At 52.7% G+C, this 13,761-nt stretch carries 10 protein-coding genes; 5 read left to right on the top strand and 5 right to left on the bottom strand.

Going from position 1 to position 13,761, the window contains the following annotated elements; genetic code table 11:
• Nucleotides 1-21: 21 nt before the first annotated feature.
• Both MWU63_RS10840 and infB read left to right on the top strand, forming a co-directional pair.
• On the top strand, nucleotides 22-651 hold the full coding sequence (locus tag MWU63_RS10840; RefSeq protein ID WP_213889582.1) for an RNA-binding protein: 630 nt from the start codon (nucleotides 22-24) through the stop codon (nucleotides 649-651).
• Entirely contained in the window at nucleotides 648-3,188 is a 2,541-nt protein-coding gene (gene infB / locus MWU63_RS10835; RefSeq protein WP_213889581.1) for a translation initiation factor IF-2, read from the top strand. Before MWU63_RS10840 ends, infB begins: the two co-directional genes overlap by 4 nt.
• Nucleotides 3,189-3,507: 319 nt before the next feature.
• On the opposite strand, the gene mutT is transcribed toward infB, so the two are convergent.
• The 3 genes from mutT to MWU63_RS10820 are packed head-to-tail and all read right to left on the bottom strand — an operon-like array spanning nucleotide 3,508 to nucleotide 6,072.
• Nucleotides 3,508-3,906, bottom strand: coding sequence for an 8-oxo-dGTP diphosphatase MutT (mutT, locus tag MWU63_RS10830; protein ID WP_213889580.1), 399 nt, complete (start codon nucleotides 3,904-3,906; stop codon nucleotides 3,508-3,510).
• On the bottom strand, nucleotides 3,903-5,213 hold the full coding sequence (gene argJ, locus MWU63_RS10825; protein ID WP_213889579.1) for a bifunctional glutamate N-acetyltransferase/amino-acid acetyltransferase ArgJ: 1,311 nt from the start codon (nucleotides 5,211-5,213) through the stop codon (nucleotides 3,903-3,905). Before argJ ends, mutT begins: the two co-directional genes overlap by 4 nt.
• A 10-nt stretch (nucleotides 5,214-5,223) precedes the next feature.
• On the bottom strand, nucleotides 5,224-6,072 hold the full coding sequence (locus MWU63_RS10820; RefSeq protein WP_213889578.1) for a peptidylprolyl isomerase: 849 nt from the start codon (nucleotides 6,070-6,072) through the stop codon (nucleotides 5,224-5,226).
• 183 nt (nucleotides 6,073-6,255) lie between these two features.
• Between MWU63_RS10820 and secA the strand changes: the two genes are divergently transcribed.
• The 3 genes from secA to MWU63_RS10805 all read left to right on the top strand — a co-directional run bounded on the left by secA (nucleotide 6,256) and on the right by MWU63_RS10805 (nucleotide 11,814).
• Nucleotides 6,256-8,949, top strand: a complete 2,694-nt coding sequence (gene secA / locus MWU63_RS10815; protein WP_213889577.1) for a preprotein translocase subunit SecA — start codon at nucleotides 6,256-6,258, stop codon at nucleotides 8,947-8,949.
• Between the two features lie 259 nt (nucleotides 8,950-9,208).
• Nucleotides 9,209-10,225: a hypothetical protein gene (locus MWU63_RS10810; RefSeq protein ID WP_213889576.1), complete on the top strand. Its 1,017-nt coding sequence runs from the start codon at nucleotides 9,209-9,211 to the stop codon at nucleotides 10,223-10,225.
• 20 nt (nucleotides 10,226-10,245) lie between these two features.
• On the top strand, nucleotides 10,246-11,814 hold the full coding sequence (locus MWU63_RS10805; RefSeq protein ID WP_213889574.1) for a phosphate ABC transporter substrate-binding/OmpA family protein: 1,569 nt from the start codon (nucleotides 10,246-10,248) through the stop codon (nucleotides 11,812-11,814).
• On the opposite strand, the gene radC is transcribed toward MWU63_RS10805, so the two are convergent.
• Entirely contained in the window at nucleotides 11,805-12,566 is a 762-nt protein-coding gene (gene radC, locus MWU63_RS10800) for a DNA repair protein RadC (RefSeq protein WP_213889572.1), read from the bottom strand. The genes MWU63_RS10805 and radC overlap by 10 nt on opposite strands.
• A gap of 54 nt (nucleotides 12,567-12,620) precedes the next feature.
• Nucleotides 12,621-13,754, bottom strand: coding sequence for a molecular chaperone DnaJ (gene dnaJ, locus MWU63_RS10795; RefSeq protein ID WP_213889570.1), 1,134 nt, complete (start codon nucleotides 13,752-13,754; stop codon nucleotides 12,621-12,623).
• Nucleotides 13,755-13,761 lie beyond the last annotated feature (7 nt).

Raw genomic sequence — 13,761 nt, 5'->3', positions numbered from 1 at the left:
TCGCGGGCCTTGGGAGTGAACATGGGTCGCGGTGGCCAACAAAAAGACCGGGAAGGTCCTGAACGGCGCTGCATCGCTACTGGCGAAGTGCAGCCCAAGCAGGGAATGATCCGATTCGTTGTTGGTCCGGACAACCAGATCGTTCCGGATTTGCTGGAAAAGCTGCCCGGACGGGGTATCTGGGTAACCGCTGACCGCAAGGCATTGAAGAAAGCCTGCAACAAAGGGCTGTTTGCGCGGAGTGCAAAGCAAGCTGTGACCGTGCCTGACGATATGCTGGAGACTTTGGAAAAAGCTCTTGTTCGTCGGTTGGTTGACTTGATCTCACTCGCTCGCAAAGGGGGCCGGGCGGTTGCGGGGTATGAAAAGGTAAAGGACTGGCTGAATAAAGAGCATGCTAAAGTCCTGATTCAGGCATCGGACGGGTCCGGTCGCGGAAAATCAAAACTAAGGACCCCGGAAGGTGGCCGTTTTGTTGGCGTTTTGACGGCTTCAGAATTGGGTTTGGCTTTCGGGCGGGAAAATGTGATACATGGCGCGCTCGCGACTGGCGGACTCACACAACGTGTTGTAGAGGAAGCAGCAAAGCTTACGGGCGTTCGCGAAAACGGCGGTGGAAAGGTCCACCGGAAAGGTACGAAGACCACATGAGCGAAAATGACGGCAAAAAGACTCTTGGCCTGCGTGGCGGTGCCCGCCCTGGCAATGTGAAGCAAAGCTTCAGCCATGGACGGACCAAGAACGTCGTAGTGGAAACGAAACGCAAACGCGTTGTCGTACCCAAACCGGGTGCGGCTAAACCGACCTCAGGAACCAAACCTGCGGGAAGTGATCCATCAAAACGGCCAGGTGGCATTACCGACGCTGAAATGGAGCGTCGTCTCAAGGCACTTCGTGCTGCGAAATCACGCGAAGTTGAGGACGAGGCGATGCGTCAGGCCGAGGAGAAGTCCCGTGCCGATGATCGTGAGCGTCGCAAAGCTGATATAGAGGCCAAGGAACGCGAAGAACGCGAGCGCGAAGAACGTGCGAAAGCCAAGGTCGAAGAAGAAGAACGTAAGGCCAAGGAAGCAGAAATAGCTAAAGAGCGCGCAGCGGCTTCTGTCGCTGAGGCAGCTGCTGCTGCCGCCGCTCCCGCTAAAGCTGATAGTTCTGCACCTGCGGATACGAGCGCTGCACCTCGCGGTGGTGGTGCAGGCAAACCTTCATCGGCACCCAGAAAAGGTGCTCGCGACGATCCGCGTGGCGACCAACGCGCGACGAAGAAACAAGTTCAGAATGATGGACGCAGATCAGGAAAACTGACACTCAATCAGGCGCTTTCCGGCGGCGAAGGCGGGCGGCAACGCTCTATGGCCGCAATGAAACGCAAACAGGAACGTGCGCGTCAGAAGGCAATGGGGAGCACCGCAGAGCGCGAAAAAGTTGTGCGTGACGTTCAGTTGCCCGAGTCCATTGTTGTTCAGGAACTTGCGAATCGTATGGCGGAGCGCGCTGTTGATGTGGTCAAATCACTGATGAACATGGGGATGATGGTTACACAGAACCAACCCATAGACGCTGACACAGCTGAACTGATCATCGAAGAATTCGGCCACAAGGTCGTACGCGTTTCAGACGCTGACGTTGAAGACGTGATTACTTCGGTTGAAGATAAAGATGAAGAACTTGTTACCCGTCCTCCGGTTATCACGGTGATGGGACACGTCGACCACGGTAAAACCTCTCTTTTGGATGCGATTCGCAAATCAAAAGTGGTGGCAGGTGAGGCGGGTGGTATTACCCAGCACATTGGTGCGTATCAGGTCGAAACTGACGACGGTGCAAAGCTGACCTTCCTTGATACACCAGGCCACGCTGCGTTTACGTCAATGCGGTCACGCGGCGCACAAGTGACGGACATCGTGATTCTTGTGGTTGCTGCAGACGACGCTGTGATGCCGCAGACAATCGAGGCAATCAACCACGCGAAAGCCGCGAAAGTTCCTATGATTGTCGCGATCAACAAAATCGACCGGCCTGACGCGGACCCGGACAAAGTTCGGACCGATCTTCTTCAGCACGAAGTCATTGTCGAAAAAATGTCCGGCGACGTTCTGGATGTTGAGGTTTCCGCAATAACCGGCGAAGGGCTTGATACGCTGCTGGAAAGCATCGCGCTTCAGGCTGAAATTCTGGACCTGAAAGCCAACCCAAAACGTCAGGCGCAAGGTGCTGTTATCGAAGCACAGCTTGACATTGGCCGTGGTCCGGTTGCGACAGTTCTTATTCAGACGGGCACGCTTCGCAAAGGTGACATTTTCGTTGTTGGCGAGCAGTGGGGTAAAGTGCGCGCACTGATAGACGACAGAGGTGAGCGTGTTGATGAAGCTGGGCCTTCGGTTCCGGTCGAGGTTCTTGGACTGAACGGCACACCTGAAGCAGGTGACGTTCTGAACGTTGTTGAAACTGAAGGGCAAGCGCGCGAGATCGCTGATTACCGTGAACACGCCGCAAAAGAAAGACGTGCAGCAGCAGGTGCTGCGACGACCCTTGAACAACTTATGGCAAAAGCGAAGGACGACGTGAACGTTTCCGAATTGCCGATATTGGTGAAAGCCGATGTTCAGGGGTCTACCGAAGCGATTGTTCAGGCGATGGAGAAAATCGGAAACGATGAAGTCCGCGTTCGCGTTTTGCATTCGGGTGTTGGCGCGATTACGGAAAGCGATATCGGTCTTGCCGAAGCGTCAGGTGCACCAGTTATGGGCTTTAACGTCCGTGCTAACGCTTCTGCTCGAAACACTGCAAACCAAAAAGGTGTCGAGATTCGGTATTACTCGGTCATTTATGATCTTGTAGATGATGTTAAGGCAGCAGCCTCTGGATTGTTGTCTGCAGAGGTTCGTGAGAACTTCATCGGATATGCTGAAATCAAAGATGTCTTTAAGGTTTCCAACGTTGGCAGGGTGGCTGGTTGTTTGGTCACCGAAGGTGTCGCGCGGCGTTCAGCAGGCGTTCGTTTGCTGCGTGACAACGTGGTTATTCACGAAGGCACACTGAAAACGCTGAAACGTTTTAAAGACGAAGTCAAAGAAGTTCAGTCCGGTCAGGAATGCGGTATGGCCTTTGAAAATTACGAGGATATTCGCAAAGGCGATGTGATCGAGATTTTCGAACGCGAAGAGATTGAGCGTAATCTGGATTAATTCGCAAATAAATAAAGAAGGGGAAGGTTTTTGGCCTTCCCCTTCTTTGTGTTTAGTTTGTTCAGGCAGCTATTAACTGAACCGGGAATCCTTCGTAAATCTTGTCGTCGACACGAACGAGAATTTTGCCGTTCTTCAACGCGCGTACGAAGGTCCCCTGTACAGAGACACAGCTACCGAGAGTGATGGTTCGAAGCATAGGCTAATTTCCTCCCCAGGTCGAAAAGCCTTGTTCACCGACTATGACGGTTTTGTAACAAGTTGATAAGACTTTTAAACAGATCGTTCACGATTCGGCAACAATGCGCCGACCGCGATGTCAGAGCCAATCCCTCAGGATCGGAATAAGAGGGATATCTGCTGGCGGCATTGGATACTCTCGCAGGTCTTTTGCGTGGACCCATTTCAGTTTCTGCCCTTCTTTAGGGTGGGGTTGGCCTTCCCATTTTCGGCAGGCAAACAACGGCATAAGAAGATGGAATTGGTCATAGCTATGGCTGGTAAACGTGAGCGGTGCTAGGCAGCTTTCCCAGGTGTTAATACCCAACTCTTCCTCCAACTCTCGTATCAGAGCAGATTCGGGCGTTTCACCTTGTTCTACCTTGCCGCCCGGGAATTCCCACAGACCAGCCATGGATTTTCCTTCGGGGCGTTGGGCAAGCAGTACGCGCCCGTCTGGATCGATCAGTGCAACGGCCGATACGAGAACTGTTTTCACGACCGGTAGTCTGCGTTGATTTCGATGTAGCGGTTTGTCAGATCACAAGTCCATGCCGTAGATTCGGCGCTTCCAAGCCCCATATCAACCGCGATCAACAAGTTCTGACCCTTCATATGCTCTGCTGCGTCTTCTTCACGGTAATCTGGTGAAACCCAGCCGTTTTCCGCAACAAGAATGTCGCCAAAACGTATCGATAGTTTGTCCCGATCGGCCTTTGCCCCGGATTTCCCAACAGCCATAACGACACGGCCCCAATTTGGGTCTTCGCCAGCAATTGCGGTTTTTACGAGTGGTGAATTGGCAATTGCCATTGCAATTTTATGTGCATCTGCTTCCGTTTCAGCCCCTGCAACACGGACCTCAACAAACTTAGTCGCACCTTCACCATCGCGGACAACCTGATGGGCAAGGTCGAGCATAACCTTGTGAAGTGCATCGTAAAATGCCGAACCAGCAGCGCTATCAATGTCCGTAATTTCTGGCGCACTGGATTTCTGGGTTGCGGCAAGGATCAGCGTATCTGACGTAGACGTATCGCTGTCCACAGTAATGCAGTTGAATGTCTTCCTGGTTAGGTCAGATAACATCTGTTGCAGAAGTGTCTGGGAAATCTGAGCGTCAGTGAAAATGTAAACCAGCATGGTTGCCATATCGGGTGCAATCATCCCTGACCCTTTGGCTATTCCGACAATGCGAATCGGCCCTTCGGCATCGACCTCTGTGAATGACCCTTTGGCAAAGGTATCAGTTGTCATGATCGCCTGCGCAGCGCTTTGAATAGACGCGGCTGATAAGGCTGCTTTCAACTCCTGCAGCTTGTTGACTATGCGCTCGTGTGGAAGCGGCTCACCGATAACGCCTGTTGAGGCGCTGAAAATACGGGTTTGCGGTATTCCAAGAACGCTGGAAACTGCGCCGGTGATAGCCTCGACTGATTTCTTTCCGTTCGTGCCAGTGAAGGCATTTGCATTTCCCGAGTTCACGATAATTGCAGCGCCCGCACCGCTATCACCGCCAAGCTTGGCTTCACAGTCCAATACCGGCGCCGCGCGCGTCGCGGAGCGTGTGAAAACCCCCGCTATGGCCGTTCCAGGCGCAAGTTTGGCGAGCATTATGTCCTTACGGCCTGAATAGCGCACACCCGCTTCGACGGCAGCAAACTCTGCGCCGTTAATTTCAGGCAAGTCCGGAAAGCCACCCTTCGGCGCAAGAGGAGAGATAAGCGGGCCGCTTTTGCCTTTAATCTCTTTGCGAAGTTTCAAGAGCTTCTTTTTAAGTTTCTTAATCTTCTTGGATTTGCCCATCAGACGATTCTCAGTTTTCGATAAGGTCATTATTTGAAAGTAACGATGCGTCGAATGAACCTGTTTCCGGGCGTGTGATATCAGCGCTTTCGGTCAGCTTGGTGATTACGTTTTCGACAGCAGTTTGTTGAATTTCGGCTTCCAGTTCTTCGCGAACGGTCTCTATTTCAGGCGCATCCTGAAGGCGTGTTTCGTTAAGAATGACGATATGCCAACCGAATTGCGTTTGAACTGGCGCCGAAATTTCCCCGACCTCCAAAGCCAAGACTGCCGCTTCAAATTCCGGAACCATCATCCCTGCTCCGAACCAACCCAACAAGCCGCCGCTGGGCCCAGATGGGCCTGTTGATTTTTCACGTGCCAGCTCAGCAAAATCGGAGCCGTCACTTAACATTTGCGCCAGTTCTTTTGCCTCATCTTCGGTATCAACCAGAATATGAGATGCATTATATTCAGTTGCCGGCTCAGCGTTTGCATATTTTGTATCGTATGCGTCTTGAATCGTGTCTTCCGTAACAGCCGCTGTAATAATCCGTTCAAGCGCTTCACCCGCCATTATCGCACGGGTTTCATTTTCAATTACCAGTTTGGTCGTGCCGGATATGTCGCCACCTAACGAATCGGCCAAAACGGTTTGCTGAATTAACTGGTCCAAAATTCCCTCAAACAGAACCTCATCAGGCAAAGACTGATATTGTTCGGGCAACTGGTTTTTGGTTGTGATCATGTGACCTAATGTGATCTCGGTTTCACCAATGGTTGCGATGACCGTTTCAGCGGTTTCACCTTCCGCGAAAGCAGGCGAAGCCAAGAAAACGGCGACTGTGGCGCCCATCCAAAAATTATTGCGTTTCGACATCTATCAGTCCTTTGAATTACTCGCGCGGGCGCGTGACGTTGACACTATGTAGCCAGCCCCTTACATCGCCAAGGTGTCATGGGAAATCCGGGCCGTTCTTATAGTCCTTCTAGGACGGCAAACGGGAACGAGCAAGGTATCGTCTCACACGATAAAGTCAGTAACGCACCAAGCGGAGAAATTATGCTGGGCATCGGAACACTAGCCAGAAAAGTCTTCGGGACGCCGAATGATCGCCTGATCAAGACGACCCGCCCATTGGTGGAGAAGATTAACGCGCTCGAGCCAGAATTCGAAAAACTTTCCGACGAAGGCATCAAGGATAAGACCGAGGCGCTTGCAAAGCGCGCGCTGGAGGGCGAAAGCTTGGATGACCTTTTGCCGGAGGCGTTTGCGAATTGCCGCGAGGCAGCACGCCGGGCACTTGGACTGCGGGCTTTTGATGTTCAGTTGATGGGCGGTATCTTTCTGCATCAGGGTAACATTTCAGAAATGAAAACCGGCGAGGGCAAAACCCTTGTGGCAACGTTTCCCGCGTATCTGAATGCGCTTACCGGCAAAGGCGTTCATATTGTTACGGTAAACGACTATCTGGCGAAACGTGACGCAGAATGGATGTCAAATGTTTATGGTGCGCTGGGCTTAACAACGGGCGTTGTTTACCCGCAGCAGCCAGAAGGCGAAAAGCTGGCGGCATATCGGTGCGATGTCACATATGCTACAAACAACGAGCTTGGTTTTGACTACCTGCGCGACAACATGAAGGCCGAACTTAGCCAGATGGCGCAGCGCGACCATAATTTTGCGATTGTGGACGAAGTTGACAGTATTCTGATTGATGAGGCACGTACGCCGCTGATTATTTCAGGCCCCGCGCAAGACCGGTCAGATCTTTATCAAACCATCGACAAGCTGATCCCGTTTTTGACGGACGAACATTACACGCTTGATGAAAAAACCCGCAACGTAACATTTACGGAAGAGGGAAATGATTTCCTCGAAAACCGCCTGCAAGCAGAGGGTATCTTACCCGAAGACCAGTCGCTTTATGACCCGGAAAGCACGACGATTGTGCACCACGTCAATCAAGGCCTGAAAGCACACAAGCTGTTTCAGAAAGACAAGGATTACATCGTTCGCAACGGCGATGTGATGCTGATCGATGAATTTACAGGCCGTATGATGGCAGGTCGGCGTTTGTCCGACGGGCTTCATCAGGCAATTGAGGCAAAAGAAAACGTAAAAATTCAGCCGGAAAACGTGACGCTGGCGTCTGTAACATTCCAGAACTACTTCCGCCTCTATGATAAATTGGCCGGCATGACCGGGACTGCAACCACCGAAGCAGAGGAATTTAACGAAATATATGGTCTGGGTGTCGTCGAAGTCCCGACCAATAAACCGGTTCTTCGGGTAGATGAGAATGATCAGGTTTACCGCACCGCAAAAGAGAAGTTTGATGGCGTACTCACGGCCATTCAGGAAGCACACGCAAAACAGCAACCTATTCTCGTCGGGACAACTTCGATCGAGAAGTCCGAATTGCTTTCGAAAATGCTGACCGACGCAGACATCACGCACAACGTTCTGAACGCGCGCCAGCACGAGCAGGAAGCCCAGATTGTCGCTGACGCCGGGAAATTTGGCGCGGTGACGATTGCAACAAACATGGCGGGCCGCGGTACTGACATTCAGCTTGGCGGTAATGTCGAGTTGAAAGTGCTGGAAGCGCTAGCCGCTGACCCAGATGCCGATCCTGCTGAATTGCGCAAAAAGATCGAAGCAGAGCACGCGGATGAAAAGGCCAAGGTGCTGGAAGCTGGCGGGCTTTATGTGCTTGCGACCGAGCGGCACGAAAGCCGACGTATCGATAACCAGTTGCGTGGCCGTTCTGGCCGTCAGGGAGACCCTGGACGCACGTCATTCTTTCTTTCGCTGGAAGATGACCTGATGCGGATCTTCGGCTCTGAGCGGCTCGATAAGGTCCTTTCAACGCTTGGCATGAAAGAGGGTGAAGCGATTGTTCATCCCTGGGTTAACAAATCGCTTGAAAAAGCGCAGGCCAAGGTGGAAGGCCGCAACTTTGACATTCGGAAACAGCTTCTGAAGTTTGACGATGTCATGAATGATCAGCGTAAAGTTATCTTTGCGCAACGGCGCGAGATTATGGAAGCCGAGGACTTGTCCGAAATCGTCGAAGATATGCGTCATCAGGTTATTGATGATCTTGTTGATGAATATATGCCGCCGAAATCCTATGCTGACCAATGGAACACCGAGGGGCTTCAGGAGGCCACGACAGGGCAACTCGGTCTCGATGTTCCGGTTGCTGACTGGGCCGCAGAAGAAGGCGCGGACAATGACGTCATTCGTGAACGGCTTGAAAAATCTGCTGACGAGGCGATGGCCTCAAAAGCGGCCGAGTACGGCCCTGAAAACATGCGTTCCATTGAAAAGCAGGTTCTGTTGCAGACCATCGACAGCAAGTGGCGCGATCACATGCTGACTCTGGAACACTTGCGTTCAGTCGTTGGTTTCCGAAGCTATGCTCAACGGGATCCGCTGAATGAGTACAAGGGTGAGAGCTTTCAGCTTTTTGAATCTTTGCTGGATACGCTACGGTCAGAAGTGACGCAAAAGCTCGCGCAGCTTCCTTCGCGCGAAGAGCTTGAGCAGCAACAACAAGCCTATCTTCAGCAGGTCATGGCGCAGCAACAGGCGGTGCAAGCGCAGGCTGCTGCTTCGGCCAATAATACAGCCGAGGCTAACGGTTTTGATGAAAGCAATCCTGAAACCTGGGGAGACCCCGGCCGGAATGACACGTGTCCCTGCGGATCAGGTAAGAAGTTTAAGCACTGCCACGGCAGTCTTGTCTAAAATTACCTATTTATGAGTTTTATGGCCCCTTATCTTTGGGGCCTTCAGATTGCGAAACACTGTTTTTCCGATTTTATGTCGCTACAAAACTATAAAACATTGTAGGCTATCCGAGGCGCAGGACTTCACCTGCTTCGGTTGATCGTGCTGCGGGCTTTTCATCCAGGCCCGTTAAACGCCGTGGCGATGACCAAGTATCGCCCCGATTTGGTGACACAAGAACCGGGTTAAACGACTGGTGCGGGAGGCGGATCAAGCCTTGGACAAGAAAAGATATCTTATTGCCGGCGCAACATTTTTAGCATCATTGGGTGCTGGCTACGCGGTGCAGAACAGCGGCGCAATCGCATCGCAGTTTGTAGGCGATGCGCCTACTGCGCGTGTCACAGCGACAATTGAGCTGGCATCAGCAAACTTACCGAAAGTCATATCCTCCGACAGTACAAAGGGCTTTCGTATTCCGAGCCCCCCAGCAGAGTCGTTAACGCCCGTCCCTCGGTTGCCCGATGCAGAAGGGCTCAGCGAACGCGTTCGTCGTGGTGAGACGTTACCCGTAGCGGCAGTGCCGGCGACGACGCACAGCGCGTTCGGACTGCCATGCGATGTGGAGTTAACGTCGCACAACGCTGGTGCGGCGATGGTTCAGCTTTCACTTTCAGCCGCGTGCCATCTGAATGAACCGGTAGAGATTCGTCAGGGCGATCTCGTTTTTACCATGAACACGTCCAATACTGGTGCGGTCGAAGTGTCTGTTCCTGCGATGTCACGAGATGCCGTGTACACCGCAATCTTTCAAGACGGTAAGACGGCAACGACCGAAATTACCGTTGACGACCTGGTAGAATATGACCGGGTTGCCCTGCTTTGGGAGGGTGAAAGCGGCCTGCATCTTCACGCGTTGGAATATGGCGCGCAACATGGCGAAAACGGTCACGTCTGGTCTGGCGCACCTCGAAGTGCAGATTACGCTGCACGTGCAAGAGGCGGGTTTTTGGCGCGTCTTGGTGATCCGCATATCGAAAATGCTAAATTTGCCGAAGTTTATAGTTTTCCATCTGGATCTACGGCACGCGAAGGGGCGGTTCGTCTAAGCGTTGAAGCTGAAGTTACAGCCTATACTTGCGATCAGGATATTACGGCAAAATCACTGCAGATACGGCGGGGAGAGTCGTACCCTGCATTGGACATAACGCTATCAATTCCAGAATGCTCGGGCCTTGGTGACTTTCTTGTGTTGAAAAATTTGCTTCCAGACCTGAGTATCGCGCAGAACTGATTAACGTTTCGGACAGTATCATGCGCGTTCTTTGTGCGGTGGTTTACGCTGCACTCTTTCTTTTGAGCCTCGCCGCCCCTTTGCGCGCGCAGGACGTCACACTCACTTCACGCGATGGCGCTGTCGAGGTTGGTGGAACGCTGTTGGGCTACGACGGCGAGTTTTTTCGGGTCGATACCATTTATGGCGTCTTGACTTTGGACGGTAGTGGGGTGGTTTGCAGCGGGCCGGGGTGTCCTGACCTTGAGGCCTATATTGCCGAATTCAACATATCGGGTTCTCAAACATTGGGTGCAACCCTGATGCCCGCTTTGCTGGAATCATTTGCTGCCTGGCAGCAATTGACCGCGCGACGCATTGTTACCGACGATAGTCAGTTTACCTACGAAATGACCAGTCCCGCGACTGGTTTGGTTGTTGCGCGAATAGGGTTTCGGGTGGCGACGACAGATCAAGGATTTACCGACCTTATGTTAGGCGAGGCAGATATGGTTCTGTCGATGCGCGAAGTTTCAGAAGTGGAAGCTCAAAACGCTGCGGAAGCTGGGCTTGGGGACCTTACCGCAGTTGCCCGTAGCAGAATTGTAGCCCTGGACGCTTTGGTCCCTGTCGTCGCACGTAGCAACCCGCGACGATCTGTTTCGCTGGATCAGGTGTCAGGCATTTTATCGGGCGAGATTAGCAATTGGGAACATCTTGGTGGCAGGGATGCGCCAATCAATTTGCATATCCCATCCGCTGAGAGCGGTGTTGGCTCTGCCCTGCGCCTGCGATTGTCGGCGAATGCTCTGAAACCTGCGGGTGGAATGATTCTACACGCCAATAGCGCGGATTTGGTTGATGCGGTGGCGTCAGACCCTTTTGCGCTGGGCATAACCCGATTGTCTGAGCTTGGAAACGGGCGACCTTTGGCCCTGTCTGGTGACTGCGGATTTGACTTTGCCGCGCGGCCGGTGGCTTTGAAAACAGAAGACTACCCGCTGACCCTGCCACTGTTTCTTTACACACCAGCGCGAAGGCTTCCAAAAACTGCTCGTGAGTTTTTGGGGTATCTTGGTACGCCTGCTGCCCAACGCGTTGTGGCACGTACCGGGTTTGTTGATCAGCGCGTCGAAGAAATATCGCTTCAACAACAGGGAGAGCGTTTTGCAAATGCAATCGCACGCGCGGGCGAAGAGATACAGTTGCCAGAACTTCAGCGCATGGTTTCCGAGCTACGGCATGCCCGACGGCTTTCCATCACGTTTCGGTTTAAAAGAGGTTCGACCGCTTTAGATGCGCAATCGCGGGCGAACGTCCGACAATTGGCTGTGCTGCTGGAATCCGGCTATTTTGATGATGAGGAGCTACTGTTTGTCGGCTTTAGCGATGGAGAGGGAGCCGCATCAAGCAACAAGCGTATTTCGATGCGTAGAGCGAATGCCGTTCGTGCGGCTGTTCGTGAAGAGGCTGTCACGCTTGACCGCAGCCGGATCACGCTGAGCGTTGAGGCGTTTGGTGAGGCCATGCCGATGGCGTGTGATGATACCGAATGGGGACGCCAAGTGAACCGCCGTGTTGAATTATGGTACAGGCCCGTTCAAAGATAACCTGCCGCGCGAAAGCTGAATTCGCAGGATTTTCCGACAATCAGATGGTCGTGTAGCGCTATACCAAGTGTGCGGGCCGCATCGTCGATTTGCCCGGTCATTGTGATATCTGCATCCGAAGGGGTCGGGTCACCCGACGGGTGATTGTGAACCAGTATAATGGCAGATGCGTTCAGTTCGAGTGCACGTTTTACCACCTCCCGAGGATAAACCGGGACATGATCAACCGTACCTCTGGCTTGTTCTTCGTCGGCGATCAGAGTGTTCTTCAGATCGAGAAAAAGAATGCGAAACTGCTCTGTTTCGCGGTGCGCCATTGTTGCATGGCAGTAGTCCAGTACTTGATCCCAGCTTGAAATCACGTGGCGTTTCATTACCTTTGAACGCATCAGGCGATGCGCTGCTGCCTCTAGAATTTTTAGCTCGCAGATGACTGCGTCACCGACACCATCAACCTTTGAAAGCTGTTCAACACGTGCTGAAATAACACGATTGAAATCGCCGAAAGTATCAAGCAACGCACGTGCGAGCGGTTTGACATCGCGCCGTGGTATTGCGCGAAACAGCACAAGTTCCAACAACTCATAATCTGGCATCGCTTCCGGCCCGCCAATCATCAGGCGTTCGCGCAGGCGCTTACGGTGATCTCTGAGATAAGAGGGGGGCTTGCCGCTACTTGCTGGCTGGATATGGACCTCATCCTGATCAAAAAGCAGTTGAGGAAATTCAGAAAACTGTCGCTTTGTTGTCATGCAATTAACGCTGCGACAGTTTTCTATAGATTTGGTTAACGAATACCTGGAGGGTTAGCTTTTTATACCGTCCCAAAAACTTCGGACTTTTGAAAAAAAGCTGGATCCTTGCGGGTTGTTGTCAGCGGCAACTTCATCAAATTCGCGCAGTATCTCTTTTTGCCGAGTCGTCAGGTTGACCGGCGTTTCCACTGCCAGTTCGATAAACATATCGCCTGACCCGCCACCACGAAGTTGCGGCATGCCTTTGTTTCGCAAGCGCATCTGACGGCCTGACTGGCTGCCCGCGGGTATTTTAACCCTGCTTTTGCCGCCGTCTATTGTTGGCACTTCGATATCCCCGCCCAGCGCAGCGGCTGTGATAGAGACGGGTACACGACAATAAAGGTGCTGACTATCGCGCTGAAACAGCGGATGATCGCTCACTTCAATGAAGATATATAGATCGCCGGTCGGTCCGCCGCGCAACCCTGCCTCGCCTTCGCCACCCAGTCGGATGCGCGTCCCGGTTTCAACACCCGCCGGGATATTGACGGACAAAGATTTGTCTTTTTGTTGCCGTCCGGCGCCACCGCATGCTTTGCACGGGTTCTTAATGATCTGACCTGCACCTGAACATGTTGGACATGTTCGTTCAACGGTGAAGAATCCTTGTTGCGCGCGCACCTTACCCATACCAGAACAGGTCGGGCAGTGCGTTGGTTCCGCGCCACTTTCAGCACCCGTGCCGTCGCAGGTACTACAAGAAACCGATGTCGGAACGCTGATGGTTTTTTGTAAGCCTGAAAAAGCTTCTTCCAGTGAAACACGCAGATTGTAACGCAAGTCAGACCCGCGCGAAGCGCGTTGCCGCCCGCCACCGGCGCCACCAAAGCCGCCGCCGCCAAACAGGTCTTCGAAAATATCAGAGAAAGCAGATCCAAAATCGCCCTGGCCGCCACCGCGCCCACCGCCCATGCCGCCCTCAAAAGCAGCATGGCCATAGCGGTCGTAAGCGGCTTTCTTTTCCGGGTCCTTCAGAATGTCATGGGCCTCGTTGGCTTCTTTAAACATCGCCTCGGCATCCGGTTTATCGGAATTGCGATCCGGGTGCAGTTCTTTGGCCTTAGTGCGATAGGCCTTCTTGATCTGCTCTGGAGTGGCGTCCTTGTTTATGCCAAGAGTTTCATAATAATCGCGCTTTGCCATGTTCTAT

It is taken from the genome of Pseudohalocynthiibacter sp. F2068, assembly GCF_023015645.1.
Lineage (GTDB): Bacteria > Pseudomonadota > Alphaproteobacteria > Rhodobacterales > Rhodobacteraceae > Pseudohalocynthiibacter > Pseudohalocynthiibacter aestuariivivens.
Note: the sequence above shows the minus strand (reverse complement) of the source record. Positions and strands in the feature narration are given on the sequence as shown.

What these genes read in the sequence shown, in the direction of transcription:
- MWU63_RS10820 (WP_213889578.1), bottom strand. Translation starts at nt 6,072, where the DNA reads ATGTCGAAACGCAATAATTTTTGGATGGGCGCCACAGTCGCCGTTTTC.
- secA (WP_213889577.1), top strand. Translation starts at nt 6,256, where the DNA reads ATGCTGGGCATCGGAACACTAGCCAGAAAAGTCTTCGGGACGCCGAAT.
- infB (WP_213889581.1), top strand. Translation starts at nt 648, where the DNA reads ATGAGCGAAAATGACGGCAAAAAGACTCTTGGCCTGCGTGGCGGTGCC.
- argJ (WP_213889579.1), bottom strand. Translation starts at nt 5,213, where the DNA reads ATGGGCAAATCCAAGAAGATTAAGAAACTTAAAAAGAAGCTCTTGAAA.
- MWU63_RS10840 (WP_213889582.1), top strand. Translation starts at nt 22, where the DNA reads ATGGGTCGCGGTGGCCAACAAAAAGACCGGGAAGGTCCTGAACGGCGC.
- MWU63_RS10805 (WP_213889574.1), top strand. Translation starts at nt 10,246, where the DNA reads ATGCGCGTTCTTTGTGCGGTGGTTTACGCTGCACTCTTTCTTTTGAGC.
- dnaJ (WP_213889570.1), bottom strand. Translation starts at nt 13,754, where the DNA reads ATGGCAAAGCGCGATTATTATGAAACTCTTGGCATAAACAAGGACGCC.
- radC (WP_213889572.1), bottom strand. Translation starts at nt 12,566, where the DNA reads ATGACAACAAAGCGACAGTTTTCTGAATTTCCTCAACTGCTTTTTGAT.